The 19,112-nt window shown below is 73.5% G+C and carries 19 protein-coding genes; 9 read left to right on the plus strand and 10 right to left on the minus strand.

What is annotated here, in order from left to right:
• The first annotated feature begins 156 nt into the window (after window positions 1–156).
• On the plus strand, window positions 157–1,266 hold the full coding sequence (locus AB0M59_RS04325; protein WP_364608422.1) for a mandelate racemase/muconate lactonizing enzyme family protein: 1,110 nt from the start codon (window positions 157–159) through the stop codon (window positions 1,264–1,266).
• Complete coding sequence (locus AB0M59_RS04330) at window positions 1,254–2,408, plus strand: iron-containing alcohol dehydrogenase (protein ID WP_364608425.1); 1,155 nt, start codon at window positions 1,254–1,256, stop codon at window positions 2,406–2,408. The genes AB0M59_RS04325 and AB0M59_RS04330 overlap by 13 nt, the downstream gene beginning before the upstream one ends.
• 2 nt (window positions 2,409–2,410) lie before the next feature.
• On the opposite strand, the gene AB0M59_RS04335 is transcribed toward AB0M59_RS04330, so the two are convergent.
• Complete coding sequence (locus tag AB0M59_RS04335; RefSeq protein WP_364608428.1) at window positions 2,411–2,827, minus strand: hypothetical protein; 417 nt, start codon at window positions 2,825–2,827, stop codon at window positions 2,411–2,413.
• A gap of 10 nt (window positions 2,828–2,837) precedes the next feature.
• Window positions 2,838–3,443 carry an SGNH/GDSL hydrolase family protein gene (locus tag AB0M59_RS04340; protein ID WP_364608431.1) on the minus strand — a complete coding sequence of 202 codons (606 nt, stop codon included), beginning with the start codon at window positions 3,441–3,443 and terminating at the stop codon, window positions 2,838–2,840.
• 44 nt (window positions 3,444–3,487) lie between these two features.
• Between AB0M59_RS04340 and AB0M59_RS04345 the strand changes: the two genes are divergently transcribed.
• Window positions 3,488–4,309 carry an alpha/beta fold hydrolase gene (locus AB0M59_RS04345; RefSeq protein ID WP_364608434.1) on the plus strand — a complete coding sequence of 274 codons (822 nt, stop codon included), beginning with the start codon at window positions 3,488–3,490 and terminating at the stop codon, window positions 4,307–4,309.
• Here AB0M59_RS04345 and AB0M59_RS04350 read toward each other — a convergent pair.
• Both AB0M59_RS04350 and AB0M59_RS04355 read right to left on the minus strand, forming a co-directional pair.
• Window positions 4,274–7,027: an AAA family ATPase gene (locus AB0M59_RS04350; protein ID WP_364608437.1), complete on the minus strand. Its 2,754-nt coding sequence runs from the start codon at window positions 7,025–7,027 to the stop codon at window positions 4,274–4,276. The genes AB0M59_RS04345 and AB0M59_RS04350 overlap by 36 nt on opposite strands.
• 147 nt (window positions 7,028–7,174) lie before the next feature.
• The gene (locus tag AB0M59_RS04355; protein ID WP_364608440.1) at window positions 7,175–8,371 is read right to left on the minus strand and encodes an amidohydrolase family protein; all 1,197 of its coding nucleotides are present in this window, start codon (window positions 8,369–8,371) and stop codon (window positions 7,175–7,177) included.
• Between the two features lie 94 nt (window positions 8,372–8,465).
• On the opposite strand from AB0M59_RS04355, the gene AB0M59_RS04360 reads away from it, so the two are divergent.
• Window positions 8,466–9,209, plus strand: coding sequence for a DUF3592 domain-containing protein (locus AB0M59_RS04360; protein ID WP_364608443.1), 744 nt, complete (start codon window positions 8,466–8,468; stop codon window positions 9,207–9,209).
• Here AB0M59_RS04360 and AB0M59_RS04365 read toward each other — a convergent pair.
• On the minus strand, window positions 9,190–10,854 hold the full coding sequence (locus AB0M59_RS04365) for an alpha/beta fold hydrolase (RefSeq protein WP_364608446.1): 1,665 nt from the start codon (window positions 10,852–10,854) through the stop codon (window positions 9,190–9,192). The genes AB0M59_RS04360 and AB0M59_RS04365 overlap by 20 nt on opposite strands.
• 157 nt (window positions 10,855–11,011) lie before the next feature.
• Between AB0M59_RS04365 and AB0M59_RS04370 the strand changes: the two genes are divergently transcribed.
• Entirely contained in the window at window positions 11,012–11,587 is a 576-nt protein-coding gene (locus tag AB0M59_RS04370) for an RDD family protein (protein WP_364608449.1), read from the plus strand.
• On the opposite strand, the gene AB0M59_RS04375 is transcribed toward AB0M59_RS04370, so the two are convergent.
• Window positions 11,468–12,118: a response regulator transcription factor gene (locus AB0M59_RS04375; protein WP_364608452.1), complete on the minus strand. Its 651-nt coding sequence runs from the start codon at window positions 12,116–12,118 to the stop codon at window positions 11,468–11,470. The two genes, AB0M59_RS04370 and AB0M59_RS04375, sit on opposite strands and share 120 nt — an antisense overlap.
• Before the next feature lie 17 nt (window positions 12,119–12,135).
• On the minus strand, window positions 12,136–13,317 hold the full coding sequence (locus tag AB0M59_RS04380) for a histidine kinase (RefSeq protein WP_364608455.1): 1,182 nt from the start codon (window positions 13,315–13,317) through the stop codon (window positions 12,136–12,138).
• A gap of 132 nt (window positions 13,318–13,449) precedes the next feature.
• Between AB0M59_RS04380 and AB0M59_RS04385 the strand changes: the two genes are divergently transcribed.
• Window positions 13,450–13,899, plus strand: coding sequence for a hypothetical protein (locus tag AB0M59_RS04385; RefSeq protein WP_364608458.1), 450 nt, complete (start codon window positions 13,450–13,452; stop codon window positions 13,897–13,899).
• 3 nt (window positions 13,900–13,902) lie between these two features.
• On the opposite strand, the gene AB0M59_RS04390 is transcribed toward AB0M59_RS04385, so the two are convergent.
• The gene (locus tag AB0M59_RS04390) at window positions 13,903–14,874 is read right to left on the minus strand and encodes a LacI family DNA-binding transcriptional regulator (RefSeq protein ID WP_364608461.1); all 972 of its coding nucleotides are present in this window, start codon (window positions 14,872–14,874) and stop codon (window positions 13,903–13,905) included.
• Window positions 14,875–14,956: 82 nt separating this feature from the next.
• Between AB0M59_RS04390 and AB0M59_RS04395 the strand changes: the two genes are divergently transcribed.
• Window positions 14,957–15,808 (plus strand): phytanoyl-CoA dioxygenase family protein, encoded by an 852-nt coding sequence (locus AB0M59_RS04395; RefSeq protein WP_364608464.1) that lies wholly within the window; start codon window positions 14,957–14,959, stop codon window positions 15,806–15,808.
• Between the two features lie 42 nt (window positions 15,809–15,850).
• Window positions 15,851–15,991: a hypothetical protein gene (locus AB0M59_RS04400; protein ID WP_364608467.1), complete on the plus strand. Its 141-nt coding sequence runs from the start codon at window positions 15,851–15,853 to the stop codon at window positions 15,989–15,991.
• 3 nt (window positions 15,992–15,994) lie between these two features.
• Here the strand turns inward: AB0M59_RS04400 and AB0M59_RS04405 are convergent, their stop codons facing one another.
• Complete coding sequence (locus AB0M59_RS04405; protein WP_364608470.1) at window positions 15,995–16,387, minus strand: hypothetical protein; 393 nt, start codon at window positions 16,385–16,387, stop codon at window positions 15,995–15,997.
• 57 nt (window positions 16,388–16,444) lie between these two features.
• A complete protein-coding gene (gene ligA, locus AB0M59_RS04410; protein WP_364608473.1) occupies window positions 16,445–18,436 on the minus strand; it encodes an NAD-dependent DNA ligase LigA in 1,992 nt (663 codons plus the stop codon).
• Window positions 18,437–18,641: 205 nt separating this feature from the next.
• On the opposite strand from ligA, the gene AB0M59_RS04415 reads away from it, so the two are divergent.
• Window positions 18,642–19,112 (plus strand): DUF6444 domain-containing protein (locus tag AB0M59_RS04415; RefSeq protein WP_364608476.1); only part of this gene is annotated, 471 nt, incomplete at its 3' end.

Raw genomic sequence — 19,112 nt, forward strand, 5'->3', positions numbered from 1 at the left:
ACCGTCCGCGGTTGGCGCCGGCGCAACCCGTGTTGCGATGTCCCGCCGTCCCTTGCCCGCTGTTTCCGAACGCTCGTACCGTCGATCCCGCCGCACCCCACCGCCGACCGGGAGCACTCATGACCTTCGCGTCCCCTCGCCCGGACTGGTGACCCGATGAAGATCACCGCCATCACCCTCGACCGGCTGCGGCTCGAGCTGGACCCGCCGCTGCACGCGGCCTGGGACCCGGACCCGCGCCGCCACTTCGACGCCACGATCGTGCGCGTCCACACCGACGACGGCGTCACCGGCATCGGCTCCGGCGACACCATGGCCGGCTTCGAAGCCGTCGAGCACCTGTTCCTCGGCGAGGACCCCCTCGACATCGTCCGGCACGTCAAGGCCATCGAGACGGCCGACTTCCACGGCGGCCGGTTCTGGCCCCTCGAAGCCGCCCTCTGGGACATCTTCGGGCAGGTCGTGGGCTTGCCGGTGGCGACGCTGTTCGGCAACGCCGCCCGCTCGCTGCGCGCGTACGCCTCCTCCGCCGAGCTGAAACCGCCGGAGGAGCGGGTCGAAACGGCCCTGCGCGCCCGGGAAGCCGGGTTTCGCGCCATGAAGATCCGCATCGACCGCGACCACGTGAACGACGGTGTCGCCACCGTAAGAGCCGTCCGCGAGGCACTCGGCCCGGACTTCGAGATCATGGTGGACCTCAACCAGTCCTGGCGGATGGCGGGCGACACGAGCGCCGCGTCCGACCTGGCCAAGACCCGCAAGCTGGTGCGCCGGCTGGCCGAGCTGGACGTCTTCTGGGTCGAGGAACCTTTGCCCTACCCCGATCTCGACGGCTTCAAGACGCTCCGCGCGGAGAACCCCGGCGTGCGGATCGCGGCGGGGGAGATGCAGCACTCGGTGCCGGAGCTCCTGCGCTACCTCGAAGAAGACGTCCTCGACGTCTACCAGCCGGACGTCGTGCTCGCCGTCGGCCTGCACCGCGCCCGGACCGTGGCCGAGCTCGCGCAGCTCAAGCACCGCGCGTTCACCCCGCACAGCTGGACCAACGGCATCGGCGTGCTGGCCAACCTGCACGTCTCGGCCGGCGTCGGCGGCGGCCCGTACTTCGAGTTCCCGTGGGACCCGCCCGGCTGGACGCCCGAACGCCGCGACTTCATGCTGGCCGAGCCCGTGATGATCACCGCGGCCGGCGAGCTGGAGGTCCCGCGGCGGCCCGGCCTGGGCATCGAACTCGACGAAGAGGCGGTGCGGCGATGGCGGATCTGACCCACCACGGGGGCGAACCGGGACCCACCGGCCGCACCGAATACGGGCCCGGTGTTGTGGCCGAGCTGCCCCGTTTCATCGATTCCCTGGGCCACACCAGGGTTTTCGTGGTCACCGACCGCGGCCTGCGGGCCACCGGGATCGTCGGGCGCGTCGAGAAGATCCTGGCCGCCGCAGGGATCGAGCACGCCGTCCACGAGGACGTCGGCCCGAACCCATCGACGGCGGAGCTCGACCGCGGGGCCGCCCGCCTGCGCGAGTTCGGCGTTGCCGTCGTGCTCGCGCTCGGCGGCGGATCGGCCCTGGACGCGGCGAAAAGCATCTCCCTGCTCGCCGGCAACCCGGGCGCGGCCGCCGCCGACGCGGACCGGCTGTGGGACGCGGACGACGGCTTGCCCCTGATCGCGGTGCCGACCACGGCCGGCACCGGCGCCGAGACCAACGGGTTCGGCGTCACCGAAGACCGGTGCGCCCGCCGGAAGGTCTACATCGGACACTCGTCGGTGAAACCGCGGATCGCCGTCCTGGACCCGGAACTGACGCTCGGCCTGCCCGCCCGCGTCACGGCCGCCACCGGGCTGGACGCCCTGGTCCACGGCATCGAGTCCCTGGCGTCACGCGGGTCGACGCCGCTTTCCGCGGCCTACGCGACGCAGGCGGTGAGCCTGGTCGGGCGCTGGCTCCCGGTGGCCTACCGCGACGGCGGCGACCTGGAGGCGCGGTCCGGGCTGATGCTCGGCGCGCACCTGGCCGGGCACGCGCTGACACTCTCCGGGCTCGGGCTGGTCCACGGCATCGGGCACGCGCTGACCGCGCACACGGGCACTTCGCACGGCGTCGCGCTGGCGGCGGTGCTGGAGGAGGTGCTGGTGTTCAGCGCTCCGGCCGCGGCTTCGGCGTACGAAGCGACAGCCCGCGCGCTGCACCTGCCGCCGACATCGGACCGGCCGGGCGCGGCGATCGCGGCGGTCCGGGAGATCGCGGGGACGATCGAGATCAGGCGCCCGCTGCGCGAACTCGGCGTGACCCGCGGCGACATCCCGGTGATCGCGGCGGCCGCGGTGGCCGACGCCGTCACCCGGAACGCGCCGCGGTTGCCGTCGGAGGCGCAGGTGGCCGAGCTGCTGCGCTCGGTGTACTGACGTCAGAACCCGCGGAAGACGCCGTCCGCGCCGGCCGAGCCGGTGAAGTCCGCCCAGTCCATGTTCGCCAGGTTGATGTTGTTCTCCACGCTCCACAGCGCGGCGGGCACCACCCGGAACGGCTCGAGGTCGCGCTTGTCGCCGTCCCGGCGCGGAAGCACCCACACGGCCAGGATGGGGCGCTCGGCCTCGGTCAGGGTCTTCTCGTCGGCGAGGAAGGAGACGATCGGCCCGGCCGTTTGCTTCGCCCGCAACGCTGCCACGCCCAGGTCTTCGAACGCCGGGTCGTCCACCGGCGTCACGTTGGCCAGGAAGCCGTCTTCGCTGGGCGTCCGGACCTCCTCGGCCAGGGCGGCCCAGGCGGCGTCGTCGCCGAACCAGGTGCGGACGAGGACCGGGATGGCCGGGAGCGTGCTCATGAGCGCGAGGTTACGCGGCGAGGTCGGCCGCCACGGCCAGCACGTGGGGCGCCAAGGCGTCCGCGATCACCCCGTACCCGGCGGACGACGGGTGGAACCGGTCCGCCGAGAACAGCGAGGGCTCGGCCGCGAAGCGGGCGGTGAGCTGGGGCCCGGGAGCCGCCACGGCGCCGCCCGCCCGGATGGCCGCCTCGGTCTGCGCCTGCGCGTACTGACCGCTCGCCGCGGAGACCAGGTGCCGGTACGCCCCCGGCACCCGCGACACGATCCCCAGATCGGGCGCCGGGACCACGACGACGCGCGCGCCGGCGCGGACCAGCCGGGCCACCGCGTCGTGCAGCTGCCCGGCGGCGACCGCCGGCGGGACCAGCCCCGCGAGGTCGTTCGCACCGATCACGATCAGCGCCAGGTCCACGCCCGTGCGGAGCGCGACGCCGACCTGGCGTTCCAGGTCGGCGGACCGGGCGCCGGGCACGCCGAAACCGTGCAGGTCCACGACGTGGCCCGCCGCACGCAGCTGCCGGGCGAGCCGCTGCCCGAGCGTGTCTTGGGAGTGGGTGCTGCCGACGCCAGCCGCCAAGGAGTCGCCGAGGACGCAGAATCGAAGGATGGTCATCGAGTGGTACAACGTCCGGGCCGCGTCGTTGTTTCCCCGGGTGGGTGCGCTTGACTAGGACCGTGGTCGTGCGGGTGCTCCTCGGGCTGGTGCTGGTCGTCGTCCTGGTCCTCGCGCTCGTGTGGATCTTCCAGCGCCGCCTGATCTACCTGCCGGACACCACGCCGCCGCCCGCCGCCGGAGTCGTGCTGCCCGGGGCCGCGGACATCCGGCTCCGCACCGCCGACGGCCTGGAGCTGGGCGGCTGGTTCGTCCAGCCCGCCGGACAGCCCTCGAAGGCGACCGTCCTGGTGACCAACGGCAACGGCGGCAACCGGGCCGGCCGGGCGCCGCTGGCCGCGAAGCTCGCGCAGGCAGGGCTGGCCGTGCTGATGTTCGACTACCGGGGCTACGGCGGTAACGCGGGCGACCCCGACGAGGCCGGCCTGGCCCTCGACGTCCGCGCGGCCTACCGCTTCCTCGTCGAAGACCGCCGGGTGCCGCCGGAGCGGATCCTCTTCTACGGCGAAAGCCTCGGCTGCGCCGTGGTCGCCGAACTCGCCCTCGAGCACCCGCCGGCCGGGCTGCTCCTGCGGTCGCCGTTCGTGGATCTCGCCTCCGTCGGCGCCGAGATCTACCCGTATCTGCCGGTGCGGCTGCTGCTGCGCGACCGCTTCCCGGTCCGGGACGAGGTCGCCCGCCTGCGCGTCCCCACCGTGGTGGTCCTGGGCGGCCGGGACTCGGTCGTCCCGCCGGCCCAGAGCCGGGCGGTGGCCGCGGCGGCGTCGGCGCGGCTCGTCGAGGTCCCGGACGCCGACCACAACGACCCCGTGCTGCTCGAAGGACCCGAACTACTCGACGGTGTGCTGTCGCTGGTCCCGCGCTGACCCGTTCGCCGTCACCCAGGTCGCGATCTGCGCGCGGTTCGTGAAGCCGAGCTTGGTGAGGATGTGCTGCACGTGGCTTTCCGCCGTCCGCTCGGAAATGTGCAGCAGGCTGGAGATCTGCTTGTTCGTCAGGCCGTCGGCCACGTGGGCGGCGACCTCCCGTTCCCGGCGGGTCAGCGGGCCCGGGGTGTCCCCGCGCAGCGCGGCCGCCAGCTCCTCGGCCTCCCGGTGGAGCGGGGCCATGCCGAGCCGATCGGCCGCGGCCGACACGGAAGCGGTGAGAGCAAGAGCTTCGTCGACGTCGCCCGGACGAGCGCGTCGCGCCAGCACCTTGGCCAGCCCGAAGCGGGCCAGCGCGGCGTAGGGCGGCGTGCCGGCCCGGTCGTTGGCCGCGACGGCGAGCCGGAATTCCCGGACCGCTTCGTCGAGCCGGCCGGCGGACGCCGCCGCGAGCCCGAGGTAGCGGCGGACCGAGCCGGTGACCAGGATCGAGCCCGCGCCGCCGGTCACGAACAGCTCGGCGTGCGGGCGTAGGAGCGCCGCCGCCCGCTCGACGGCTTCCGGCGACCCGAATTCCGCGCCCAGCTCCACGGCGACGGCGGCCACGGGCAGCGTCGCGGGCACCGGCGTCCGCTCGGGCATCGAAGCCCGGCGGTACAGCTGGCCCGCCCGGTCCCGGTCGCCGGCGTGCAGCAGCCACGCGGCGTGCAGCAGGCCGACGAACGGCGGGGCGTTCTCGGCGAAGATGCGCTCCATCGCGGGCGTCACCAGGCTGGTCCGGCCGGTGAGCCCCGCGATGGAGGCCAGCACGGTGATCGGGACGCCCTGCAGCGACATGTGCGCCCGGTCGGCGACGAGCGCGAAGCTCTGCTGGAGCGCTTCGACGGCGTTGTCGAACTGCCCTTGCGCGATGGCGAGCGTGGCGGTGCTGCGTAGGTGGTGCCACCGCGCGAGCGGACGGCGGAGCCGTTCGGCCAGCAGCCGGAGCGCGCCGAGCTCCTGCTCGGCCTCCCCGAGCCGGCCGAGCATGAGAAGCGCGTCGAACCGCCACAACCGGCCCCACAGCACCACGTCGGCGTCGTCGCCCTCTTCGCCGAGGGCGATCATGCGGTGGGCGAGGGAGAGCCGTTCGTGGACGCCGTCGGGTGCGGAACGGACCATCTGCCGAGCCCGCAAGGCCGAGCAGAGCACGTCCGGGTCGCCGAGCCGCTCGGCGATCGCGAGCGCCTCGGCGGACGCCGTCTCGGCTTCGCCGCCGCCGAGGAATCCCGCTTCCCCCGCCTGCAGCGCGAGCAGCCGGGCGCGCAACGGGTTGTCCCCGGGCGGCAAACCGGCCAGGGCTTCGCGCGCGATCTTGGCGCCGTTGAAGCTGCCCCACGGGTCCGACAGGCCTTCCATGGCCAGCGCCGTCTCACCCAGCACGGCCGGGTCACCGGCTTCCCGGGCCGCGTCGGCGGCGGCTTCGAGGGCCCGGGAGCCGCGCTCGATCTCGCCACCGCGCAGGTGGGCGATCCCTTCCCGGAGCCGCAGCCGCGCCCGGTCGGCGGCCGGCGCGGGTGCCGCTTCGAGCGCGCGCCGGTAGAGCTCGGCCGCCCGTTCCCAGGCGAGCTGGGCCAGCGCCTGGTCGCCGGCCCGCTCGGCCCACCGCGCGGCGCTCGCCGCGTCGCCGACGGGCAGCGACTCCAGCCAGTGGTGGGCGATTTCCGAGGTCCGGGCCGGGTCCCGCCGTTCTAGCCACGCCGCCATCCGGGTGTGCGCGGCCAGCCGTGCCGCCGTCGGCAGCCCGGCCGCCGCGGACTCCCGGATCAGGTCGTGCTTGAAGCTGCCCGCCGTGACGATGCCGGCTTCCGCGGCCTCGTCGAGGTCGGCCAGGACGTCGGCCGCCGGCCGCTCGAGGACGTCGGCGAGCGCGGCCGCGTCGACGTCGCGGCCGAGCACGGCCGCGGTCGCGACGAGCCGGCGGCACGGCTCGCCCAGCCGGGCCAGCCGCGCCCGGACGGTGTCCACGACGCCGTCCGGCAGCGCGTCCCCGGCCGTGCCGGCCAGCCGGGCCAGCTCCGTCACGAAGAACGGGTTGCCGCCCGACCGGCGGCTGACCAGCGTCGCGATTTCGGGGGCGACGCCACCTCGGCCGAGCTGCTCGACGACTTCGGCCTCGGTCAGCCCGGCGAGCCGGATCCGGGTCAGGACCGGCTCGCGGGCCAGCGCAGCCAGGGCCGCGGTGAGAGCGGCTCGGCCGGTCGCCTCGGTGTCGCGGTAGGTCACGACGAGCAGCACCGGCGCCCGGTCGAGGTCACGCGCCAGGTGGACGAGCAGCGCGAGCGACGCCGCGTCCGCCCACTGCACGTCGTCGAGCACCGCGAGCAGGCCGTGCGGCGCGGCCGCTTCGCGCAGGCGGTCGGCGAAGGCTTCGAAGGCGGCGAACCGCGCTTCCGCCGAGCCGCCGGTGTCCCCGGTCGGGAACGGCCGGTCCAGCGAGCGGGCGAGCTGCCGGAAGACCCAGTAGGGCGGGCTGCCTTCGTCGTCGCTCGCGCGTCCCCAGCCGACCGGGACGCCCGCCCGCTCGGCGTGCGAGGCCAGCTCGCGGGCCAGGCTCGTCTTGCCGATGCCCGGCTCGCCGACGACGAGCACGAGCCCGCCGCGCCCGGCCCGCGCCTCCTCGAGGCGGGCGCGCAGCAGGTCCAGCTCGCCGGTCCGGCCGACGAAGCCCCGCTCCATGAGCTCGTACGATACGGCGCTCGCGCTCATCGGGCGCGGTTCAGCGCGGCTCGCCGGGCCACCGGGACTTCGGCCCGGCCGGCCGGATCGGCGCCGGGAACCACGTGGCTCGGGCCAGGCCGGCGACCAGGGCTTTCAGGAACTTCTTCACGCGATCCACCGCCCTCGCGCGCACACCGCACGGACCCGGAGCAGCGCCCGCGGGTCGGCCAGCGGATCGCCGTCGACGGCCAGCAGGTCGGCGTCGAACCCCGGCGCGACGCGGCCCTTGCGGTGCGCGAGCCCGCACACACCCGCCGCGACCGAGGTGATCGCCCGCAGCGTGTCGGCCGGCGACAGGCCGACCTGGCGCAGCATCAGCGGCGCCCACGGCAGCACGCCGTGCGGCTTCACCGGCGCGATCCCGGCGTCGGTGCCCGCGACGACCCGCGCGCCGAGCTCGACGAGCCGCCGGTAGTTCGCGACGACCCCGGGCATGCGCCGGGCGATCTCCTCGGGCGGCGCCAGGCCTTCGACCGGCACCATGCCGACCGTCGCCCCGACGGCCACGCCCTGGTCCACGACGGCGCGCAGGAGCTCCTCGGAGTGGTCGACGCCGGTGGCGGACCAGAACGTCACGTGCTCCATGCCGTCCACGCCGGCGGCGAGGGCGTCGGCGATGGCCGAGGTGCCGTGCGCGTGCGCGGTGACCGGCAGCCCGTGCCGGTGCGCCTCGTCGACGGCGGCACGCAGGACGTCCCGGTCGAACTGCGCGCACTCCTGCCGAGTCCCCGGTGTCATCGTCCCGCCGCTGGCCATGATCTTGACGACGTCGGTCCCGCGTTCGACGTGCTCGCGCACGGCGGCCCGCACGCCGGCCTCGCTCGCGTCCGCGACGCCGCCGAGGAAGTGGCAGTGCCCGCCGGGACTGGTGATCGGCGGCCCGGCGGCGACGAGCGCCGGCTGGTCCGCGCGGTCCTTGAGGGACAGCGAGAGATAGCCGCGGTCCCCGAGGTCCCGCACGGTGGTGACCCCGGCCCGCAGCGACGCCCGCCCGGCCTCGGCCATCGCCGCCAGCGCCTGCTCGTCGTCCCGCGCCGCGAGCCGGGCGACGGGCTCGGTACTGGCATCGAAGGCGAGGTGGACGTGCGTGTCGATGAGCCCGGGCAGCAACGTCGCCCCGGCGAGATCCACGACGTCGGCCCCTTCGGGCGCGGTTCCCCCGGACTCGACGCCCAGGATCGTGGCGCCGTCGAGCACCACCAGCGGGTCGGCCACGAACGCCGAGCCCACACCGTCGAACAACCGAGCCGCCCGGATGGCGGTGAGCCTGCGCCGCTCGGTCACCTGAAGCTGTTTCGTCATGCGGGCCACGATCACCCGGTCGCGGCGCGGGCACGTCGGGGCAAGTACGGAGAAGCGGTACGGAGATTCCGGACGACCGGCCTACGATCGGTCCATGGGGGAAATCGGGCTGCGCCGCCTCCGGGCCGGCGGCCTGCGCTGGACGCTCGTGCTGGTGGTCGCCCTCGCGGTGTTCGGCGGAAGCATCGCGCTCTCGATCCTGCTGGACCGGGCCGCGGACGAACTGCTGCGCACCGGCGTGCGGGGGGACGGTTCCGTGGTGTCCGTTCACTCGGTTCGGAAAACGTACGTGCTCACCATCCGCTACGCACTCGCCGGGTCGCCCCGGGAAGCGCGGGTCGAAGTGACCTCGGGACGCCGCTACCGAACCGGCGACCACGTCACCGTCGTCACGGACGCGGTTCGCCCGGACCGGGTCCGCACGGTCGACGAACCGAACGAGAACGCGGTCGTGAGCGCCCTCGGCGGACTCCTGCTCTTCACCGGCGGGGTGACGCTGCCGGTCGCCGTCCTGCGCCGGATCCGGTGGGCGCGGCGGCGGGGCGACGCCCGCCGCACCGGATGGCGCCCCGCCGTCGTCACCGTTGTCCCGGACCGGAACCTCGCCGCGAAGGGCCACCATGCACCGGACCTCGAGATCCGCTACGACGACGGCACCACCGTCACGGCCCGGGGCGCCCAGGCCTTCGGGGTCGCCGCGCTGAGCGACCGGCCGCGCCGGCCGGCCTGGGTCGCCGGGACCGGCGCGAACCTGAGCGTCCTGTTCCGCGAGGGGCCTCGCGGCGGGCCGTTCCTGGTCCCGGCGACCGGGCGAACCGTCAGCGGTTCATCGCACTGACCTCGTCCCGGACCCGCGTGCGCGCATCCCCGCCGGCCAGTCGCGTCGGGACGGACGCCGGAGCGCTCCGCACCGGCCCGGCGACCGGGTACACCTGGTCCTCGCCGATCAGCGGGACCCCCGGGCACGTCGTGCTGCGGGGCCGGGAGTTCTTGGTGAGGAACACGTTCACGAGTCCGTCGACGCAGGGGTTGCCCGCCAGCGCGTACTGGCCGTGGAACGGCGAATCGTCCACCGACACCAGCGGGACACCGGCCGACCGCACCGCCGCGGAAGCCTGCTCGTACCCCGTCTGCGGGTCGAATTCTCCCTGTACCACCAGGATGTTCGCCGCCACCGAAGCAGGCACGTCCGGCAGGTCGTGCTGCGGCTTGTCGGACCAGAAGCCGCAGGTTTCGCCGAGACCGTAGGCCCAGCCGAACAGCGGGTACCGCGGGCCTTGCCGGTCGCTGAGCCGCTCGTACCAGGACGCCGAGCGCGTGGGTTGGTCACCGCACGCGACGGCGTACCGGGTGCCGGGACGCTGGGTGTAGTCCGGCGCGGCGGCAGCCACCCGGTCCGGCGTCAGGGACGCGGCGGGGACGCCGAACGCCTTGCGCGACACGGCATCCATCGAGTCCGCCAGCTTCGCCGGGGGAGTGGCGGACGTCCCGTCGAGCGCGGCCGCGCCCTGGAGGAAGACCAGCGCGCCGAGCAGCCACTGGAGCTCGCTGCCGTTGCCGACGAAGATGCCGTCGAACGTGTCGGGGGAGACACCGTGACCGCCGTAGTAGGCGCGGACCCGCTCCCACTTCGCCTTGACCTCCGCGGCCGTCCCGCCGAACTGCTCGGCGAAGTTGCGGGCCAGCCACGGCACGTAGACGTCGTCGAACTGCCGCTGGTCGATCACCGGGAACGCCTCGAAGTCGGCCTGCAGCCGGCCTTCGAAGTTCACGCTGGAGTCCAGCACCGTCTTGCCGGTGTGCTCGGGGAACAGCGACGCGTACTTGGCGCCGAGCCACGTGCCGTACGAATAGCCGAGGTAGTTGAGCTTCTCGTCGCCCAGCAGCGCGCGGATCAGGTCCATGTCGTGCGCGGTCTGCCACGTCGTGATGTACGGCGCGACGGCGTCGCTCTGGCACGCCTCGGCGGTGGCCCGCGGGACCTGCTGGTGCGCGGCGACGCTCGCCGTCGAGCGGTCGCGGGCGTCGAGGATTCCCTGCGGCAGGCGGCCGACCGGGATCTGGCACTGGAAGCCCTTGTCGTCGGTGCCCGCGTGGCCCGTGCCGCGCGGGTCCATGCCGACGAAGTCGTAGAGCTGGTGCACCGACGGCTCGAGGGCGGCGAGCGTCCCGGCCAGCGGCGTGCCCTGGCCGCCCGGCCCGCCCGGGTTGAGCAGGAGCGCGCCCTGCCGCTCGCCGGTCGCGGCGGCGCGGCTGATCGACACCCGCAGGTCGGTGCCCGCGGCTGGGTTAGCCCAGTCCCGCGGCACGGTTACGAGCGCGCACTGCGTGGGAGCGTCGTCCGCGGCCGGCTTGAACGGGCAGTCGCCCCACTGGAGCTGCTGGGTCGAGTACGGCGTGAGCGGGTCCGCGGCCGCGGCGGGTACCGCCGCCGCGAAGAGAGCGGCCGTCGCGGCCGCCAGTCCTGTCCGGGAGATGCGCACCGGGGGTCCTTCCGTCGCCGGGTGGGGTGCGCCCGAGCCTGGCCCGGCCGCGGCGGGTGGTGATCAGCCCGGAGGACGAAGTCGGTGCCCGCGCCTCGGTCCCGGGTATGAGACGGCTCAGCGCGCGCCCGTGCGCCGGGACCGAGATCATGGGCTCATGACCCGTCCGGGACTCGGCGTCGTCGGGCGCCGCCTGGTGCAGTTCGTGCTGGACGAGATGCTCGTCTTCGTGCCCATGCTGCTGCTCGCGATCGCGGTGGTCTGGCTGTTCCACCCCCACGGCCTGGCGCTGTTGACGTTCCTCGAAGTCGTCCTCTACACGATGCTGGCGCTGGACTTCCTCGGCCTCGTGTTCGTCAACGTGTGGTGGCCCTACCGGCACGGCGGCCAGACTCCGGCGATGCGCTGGCTGCGCCTGCGCATCGAAACTCTCGAAGGTACGCATCCGTCGCTGGGCGCGTTCGTCGTCCGCGACCTGCTGATGCTCGTCGACGGCTTCGCGTGGGGACTCGCGGGGATCGTGGTGATGCTCGTGACGCGCCGACGGCAGCGGTTCGGCGACGTCGTGGCGCGCACGGTCGTCGTGCGCGTGCCGCGGCGTCCGATCGAAGAGTCAGCGGATCAGGCCGCTTTCCCAAGCCCAGATGGCGATCTCGGTGCGGTTGCGGGCGCTCAGCTTGCGCTTGACCGCGCCGATGTGGGTCTTGACCGTCGGCAGCGAAACCACCAGTGAGCGGCAGATCTCGTCGTTCGTCTCGCCGCGCGCCACGGCTTTCACGACGTCCAGCTCCCGGGGGGTGAGCGGGTTCGCGGGCTCGGTGGCGTGCGCGGAACCGCCGCGCGTGAAGTGCGCCAGCAGCCGCGTGGTGATCGCGGGGGAGACGAGGGCTTCGCCGTGGGCGGCCGCGTGCACGGCTTCGATCAGCAGGTTCGGCCCGGCGTCCTTGAGCAGGAACCCGCAGGCGCCGGCGCGCAGGGCCGCGTGCACGTTCTCGTCCAGCCCGAACGTCGTGACCATCACGACGTGCAGCGGGTCCGGGACTCCCGCGCCGGCCAGCAGTTCCGTGGCGCGCAGCCCGTCGACGCCGGGCATCCGGATGTCCATGAGCGTGACGTCGGGCCGCAGTTCGCGGGCCAGCCGCACCGCCTGGTCGCCGTCGGCGGCCTCGCCGACGACCTCGATGTCCGGCTCACCTTCGAGGATCAGCCGGAACCCCGCGCGGACCATCGCCTGGTCGTCGGCGATCAGCACTCGCGTCGGCAACCCGGTCTCCCCTCGCCTCAGCCGGGTTCGAGCGGCAGCCGGGCGACGACGCGCCAGCGCCGGCCTTCCGCCGGTCCCGCCTGCACCGTACCGCCCACCGCCGCGACCCGCTCCGCCATCCCGAGCAGGCCGTAACCGCCCCGGCGGGCGGGCCGGGCGGCGCCGTCGTTGATCACCTCGACGCGCAGCTCGCCACGGGGTTCGTGGTGCACGAGCACCCGGACCTCGACGGCGTCGGGCGCGTGCCGGCGGACGTTCGTGAGGGACTCGGTCAGCAGCCGGTGCGCGGTGGTGACGACCTCCGGCGCGACGGCCAGGGTGGCGAGATCCGGGCTGACGTCGAGGTGGATCCGGTCGTCGTCGGGAACCGCGCGGTCCACGGCGGTGGCGAGGTCGGCGGGCGGCACGAAGAGGTCTTCGTCCCCGGTCCGCAGCGCGCCGACGAGCCGCCGCATCGCGGAAAGGGCGGTCGCGCCCGCGGTTTCGAGCTCGGCGAAGGTCGCGGTGTCGCCGCCGGTGCGCTCGGCGACGCGGTGCGCGGCCTGGACGCGCACGACGATGCCGGTGATCTGGTGGGCGACGAGGTCGTGCAGCTCGCGGGCCAGCCGGAGCCGTTCGGCGGACCTGAGTTCGAGGACGTCCACGCGGTGGCGGACCTCGGCGTCGCGCAGGACCAAGCCGCCGGCCAGCGCGCCGCCCCAGACCACCGCGGCCCCGGCGGCGTAGAGCGCGGCGGGGGAGCCGGTGCCGTAGCGCAGGATCGGGGCGAGGGTGGCCGCGGCGCCGCCGAGCACCGCCTGGGCCGCGGCGGCCCGGGGCGGGAGCCGGTGGCAGCAGGCGCCGACCACCAGCGCGAGCGCGAGGGCTTCGGCCGCGCCGGGCTGCGGCGGGAGTCGCGCTCCCGCCTCCGCGAGCACCGCGGTGACCGTCGAGCCCAGCAGGGAAAGCCCGGAGACAGCGGTGGCCAGCACGGCGATGTGGTCGGGGAACCGGCGGCGCAGCACCGCCAGCACGGCAACGACCGGGCCGATGGCCGGCGCGAACTCGATGGCGACGGTGACGAGCTCGCCCTGGCCCGGACCGGCGCGGACCGCGAGGACCGAGTCGAGCACCACCAGCAGGCCGAGGACGACCGCCTCGGCCACCAGCGGGCCGCGGCGGCCGGTCCACGGGATCCCCGGGTGGCCGGCGAAGGTCATCTGCCGATCGTGCCCCACCCGGCGTCCCCACGCTCCCTTCGCGCCGAGAGTTCGTACCTGGGTACGAGACGGCGGGAGAATCTCGTACCGCCGGTTGATCGCCCGCGCCGCCGATCGCGGAAGGCTCGGCGCATGAACCGATTTCTGATGCGAGAGGCCGAAGTGGAGACCGGAACCGCGCCCGGGAAGATCGAGGGCCTGCCGGGCTGGTACTTCGTGCTGGTCGGGCTGCTGGTGGCGAGCAACGACTTCAGCCTGCAGTTCAGCGACCGGTACTCGTGGGTGGTGTACCTGCCGCTCGTGCTCCTGGCGGTGCACTTGACGCTGTGGTTCACGCTGCTGTCGCGGCGTCGCAAGTACCTGCGCGCGGTGTGGCGCAGCAAGCAGGCGCTCGCGCTCGTCGTCGTGCTCTTCGCGCTGCGGCTGGGACTGCAGGTCGGGCTGACGAAGCTGACCGACAGCGCGGCGCCGCTGCACAGCTACACACACCTGATCCTCGGCATCGTCATGCTGGTCGTGACCACGGCCGGGGCGTGGTTCGACCAGTGGCTCATCCTGCGAGTGGTGAACCGGGACGCCTGAACGTCAGCTGGTGCCGCGCACCACGAGCCGGTGCGGGGCGACGATCGACCGCGGCGGCCCGGGCTCGGCCGTCAGGCAGTCGAGGGCGAGCTCGGCGATGCGGTCCTTGTCCGGCGACACCGTCGTCAGGGCGGGGACGCTGAACCGGCCGTCCTCGATGTCGTCGAACCCGACCAGCGCCAGATCGTCCGGCACGGTCAGGCCGCGGTCGGCGGCGGCGCGCAACGCGCCCAGCGCGAGTTCGTCGGTGAAGCAGAAGACGGCGTCGGGAGGCTCGGCGCAGTCCAGCAGCTCCAGCATCGCCCGGTGACCGTCGGCCCGGTGCAGGCGCCGAACCGGGATCTCCAGCCTGGGCAGGTCTCCCAGCGCTTCGCGGTAACCGGCGAGCCGCTGACGGGCGGTGGCGTTCAAGGACTCCGGCTGGATGCCCAGCGCGGCGATGCGGCGGCGGCCGGTCGCCAGCAGGTGCCCGGTGGCCTCGCGCGCGGCGGCGACGTTGTCGATCGCGACGTGGTCGACCCCGGCCGTGCCGTCGTGCTCGCCGAGCAGCACCAGCGGAACGGTGTCGGTGCGCGCGGCCAGCTCCGCGGGAGCCACCGCCCACGGGCTGAACAGGACGCCGTCGACGAGCTGGCTGCGCCGGCCGTGCAGCAGCTCCTTCTCCCGCTCGGCGTCGCCGTCGGTCTGGTCGATGAGCACGGTCAGGCCGCGGCGTTCGGCGATGCGGACCGTCCGCGCGGCGAGCTCGGCGAAGTAGGGCGAATCGATCTCCGGGACGACCAGGGCCACCAGCCCGGTCCGGCCGCGCCGCAGCGTCCGGGCGGCCAGGTTCGGCCGGTAGCCCAGCGCGTCGATGCTCGCCTGGACCCGTTCCCGGGTCGCCGGGGCCACATAGCGGAAGCCGTTGACCACGTTGGACACCGTCCGCACCGACACCCCGGCGTGCTCGGCCACGTCCCGCAACTTCGGGTTCACGACGGCAGCCTACCTCTTGCAACGTGGCATGCCACGTTGCAAACTGAAGTCGCCACGCCGTAGTGACAGCTCGGAGGACCGGATGACCACCAACCTGACCGCGCCGTTGACCGCCGCCGAAGTCGAATCCCTGACCGGCCGGCTGTACGAGGTCGGCATCATCGGCCTGCCCCAGGCCTTCCCGCGCGACTGGGTGGCCCGGCTCGGCGAAGACATCGAAGCGGCGTTCACCGAGGCCCGCGCCCGGCCGGACGGTGCCGTCGGCCGCGGCCCGAACCGCTACTACGTCGAGATCCACCCCGAACAGCTCCGGGGCTTCGCCGACCTGGCCGCGCACCCGTGGATCACCGCGGTCGCCGAGGCCGTGCTGGGGCCGGAGTACCGGATCGTCGAGCTCGGGTTCGACGTCCCGCTCGCCGGCGCGGTCGACCAGCCGTGGCACCGCGACTTCCCGATGCCCGAAGAGACCGCGCGCCACCGCCGGCTGAACTCGCTCGCCGTCAACGTGACCGCCGTCGACACCGAGCCGGACATGGGCCCGTTCGAGATCGCCCCCGGCACCCACTGGGACGACGGCGGCGCGTTCGACCACGGCATGTTCCCGCCGCGCTCGGCTTACCCGAGGTATCGCTCGCTCGCGGCGCGCAAGTTCCCGCGGATGGGCGACATCTCGATCCGTTCGGCGCTGACCGTCCACCGCGGCACCGCGAACCAGTCGGTGAAGTCCCGGCCGGTGCTGGTGCTGGGCCTCGACGCGCCGGGCGCGGGCAACGACGAACGCCACGACACCGCCGTGACGCACGGCTTCTGGGCGTCACTACCGGAATCGGTGCGCGCCCACCTGCACTGCCCGATCGTCGACACCCTGGAGCCGATCACCCAGAAGCACACCATCGAGGGCCTGGTGATGGGCGAGGAAGAGCCCGGTTCCTGAACCCGGATGTTTGTGGGCCCGGCCGGCGGGCATCTCAGTGTCATGGCTGAAGCAGGGATCACCGAGATGTCGGGCCGGGCCGGGGTCATCGCGGGCTTGCGCCGCGTGCTGCTGGCGTTCGGAGTCGGCGGTGCGCTGGCGTGCCTCGCCTGGATGGCGTTGTGGCTGGCGATGCACCTGTAGCGGCTAGAACTCGTCCGACTTGGTCAGTTCGTGCTCGAGCGAGTCCGCTCGCGCGACGACCGCCTTGAGCGGACGCTCGAACTCGTGCTCGATGCTGAGGTCTTCCAGCGGCACGGTGTGCTTGAGCAGCGCGACCCCGTCCACCACGGCGGCACCGCCGACGGCCGACGATCCGGCCAGCTCGAGCAGGGCCCGCAGGTCGATCTTGTCGGCCCAGCCGACCGGTGAGGAGATCTCGACCCACGAGCCGCCGTGCAATTCCTCCACGTGGTGCGCCGTCACCTGCTGGGTCCGGCCGTCCGGGCCCTGCAAGCGGAACCGGAGCCAGCCGTCGGTGTCCTCCAGGACCTCGTACCGCGTCCGGACAAAGTTGATCACATCGGTCCAGGTGGTCACCCGCTCCGCCTCTCCCTCGGGCCTGCTGCGGGTCGCAGCATCTCACGAGCCCCTGGGTCAGATGATTCCGGCTTCGATCAGCTGCGGCCAGATTTCGCTCTGGTCGGCGACGGTCACGCCGTGCTTCTCCGCCTTCGTCAGTTTGGCGGCCCCGACGTCGGCGCCGGTGATGAGCAGGTCCGTGCTCGCCGAGACCGACGACGCGATGGTCGCGCCGGCCTTCTCGCACAGCCGCTGGAACGTCGGCCGGGGGACCTTCTCGCCCGAGCGCGGATCGCTGATCGAGCCGGTGACCACGACGGTCTTGCCGGCCAGGGGAGCACCGGCCGCGACGACCGGCGGGAGGTCCTCGTCGCGGACGTCCAGCGAGACGCCCCGCTCCCGCAGCCGTTCGAGCTCGGGCCGCAGCCGCGTGAGGTGCTCGATGAGCGACGCGGCGACCTTCGGCCCGATGTCCTCGACGGCGACGAGCCCGTCGACGCCCGCCGCGGCGACGTCTTCCAGGGAACCGAACCCCGCCCGGCACAGGCGGGCGGCGGTGCCTTCGGACGCCATCGGGATGGCGAGCCCGATCAGCGCCCGGCGCAGCCCGACCGACCGGCTCGCGTCGATCGACTCGATCATGCGCGTGGCCGAGACTTCGCCGATGCGGTCGAACTCCAGCAGCCGCTCCTTGGTCAGCCGGTAGAAGTCCGACGGGTGCTCGAGGTCGCCGGATTCGGCCAGCCGTTCGATCCAGACGCCGCCGATGGCGTCGATGTCCGCCGCGGCCCGCGACGCCCAGTGGATCAGCCGCCGCACGGTCTGGGCGGGGCAGGCGACGTTGGTGCAGAACAGCTCCCGGCTGTTGCCCTGCTCGGTCAGCGGCTGCCCGCAGGACGGGCACTGACTCGGTGGGACGATCTCCCGTTCCGCGCCGGTGCGTCGGGCGGCGTCGAGCACGCCGGCCACGAACGGGATGACGTCCCCGGCCCGGCGGACCAGGACGGTGTCGCCGATCTTGATGCCGCGGGCCTTGATGACTTCCTGGTTGGCCAGCGTCGCGCGGGTGACGGTGGTGCCCCCGACGAAGACGGGTTCCAGCCAGGCGACCGGGGCGATCTTGCCGGTCTTGCCGACATCCCAGACGACGTCGGCCAGGACGGTGGTCTTCTCCTCGGCGGCGAACTTGAAGGCGAGCGCCCCGCGCGGCGAGCTCGACCGGGTGCCGGCGGCGGCGTAGGCGGTGCGGTCGGCGAGCCGCAGGACGGCGCCGTCGAGGTCGTAGTCCAGGTCGTTGCGCTGCTGTTCGATCTCGCTGATGACGGCCTGCGCGGCGGCTGCGTCCCCGCAGCGCCGCATGTCGGCGGCGGTGAAGCCCAGTGTCTGGAGCGCGCTGCCGAGGTCGGTCTCGGCGCTGTCCGGGTCGGTGTCGAGGTCGAAGGCGAAGAACCGCAGCCGCCGTTCGGCGACGGTGGCGGGATCCTTGGCCCGCAGCGTGCCGGCGGCGGCGTTGCGCGGGTTGATCAGCGGTTTGTCCGGGTGCGCGACGTTGTAGGCGGCGAAGGTGGAGCGCAGCATGACGGCCTCACCCCGCACCTCGACCCGGCCGGGGGCTTTCACCCGGTCCGGGATGCCGTCGGTGAGTGCTTTCACCAGCATGGTCACGTCATCGCCGGTGGTCCCATCGCCCCGGGTGACGGCTCTGAGCAGCCGGCCGTCTTCGTAGACGACGGCGAGCGACAGGCCGTCCAGCTTGGGCATGACGACGACCGGCTGGCCGGGGAAGCGGTCGAAGAAGGCCTCGACCTGCTCGGGTTTCGTGGCTTTTTCCAGGGAGAGCATCGGGCGTGAGTGCCGGATCGGGGCGTGCAGCACCGCCGGAGCGCCCACCTGGTCGAGGGGGTTCGGGTCCGGGGTGAGGTCCGGGTTCGCCTGGATGAGGCTCCGCAGCTCGTCTTCGACCGCGTCGTACTCGGCGTCCGCCACCAACGGCGAACCCCGGTAGTACGCGTCGCGGAGGACCACGATGCGGTCGGCCAGTTCCTGTATGCGCTCCCGAGCTTCCACGGGGAGGACGTTACCGGTCGGGTCCGACAGTTCGGGAGCTTCGGGGTCGCTCGTCGGGGTGGGCCTTGGGGATGTGGTGTCGCTTCCGGTTTCGCATCTTGCCGCGTGCTTCATCCGTCCGCTGGCGCCGTTTCTCGTAATCATCCTTTCGGTAACTGTTCAGGCCCTTTCCGGGCTGTGAACGGGTCTGTGGGATGATCTTGTTGTGGGGGAAGGTGTCCGTCCGTCGTATGACGAGCTGGCCGCGCTGGTTGCAGCGCAGGCGGTGGAGCTCGCTCGTGCGCGAGAGGAGATCACCGCACTGCGGGCCGAGGTCGCGGCACTCAAACGCCGCCTGGGCACGAACTCGGTCAACTCCTCGATGCCACCATCATCGGACCGGTTCAGCAAACCTGCCCCCAAGTCGCTGCGCGGCAAGACCGGACGCAAGCAGGGCAAGCAGCCCGGCACGCCCGGAGCGAATTTGTCACTGGTCGAAAATCCGGACACGATCGTCGACCACACACCGTCGGCGTGCGCGGGATGCGGCGCGGGTCTGCGCCGCACCGACCGTGCCGGGGTGATCCGCCGCCAAGTCGTGGACCTGCCACCGGTGCGCCCGTCGGTGACCGAGCACCGCCTGCACCGGCTGCGGTGCGGAGGTTGCCGCCAGGTCACGACCGCACCCGGCCCGGCC

Source organism: Amycolatopsis sp. NPDC051371, from assembly GCF_040682155.1.
GTDB lineage: Bacteria > Actinomycetota > Actinomycetes > Mycobacteriales > Pseudonocardiaceae > Amycolatopsis.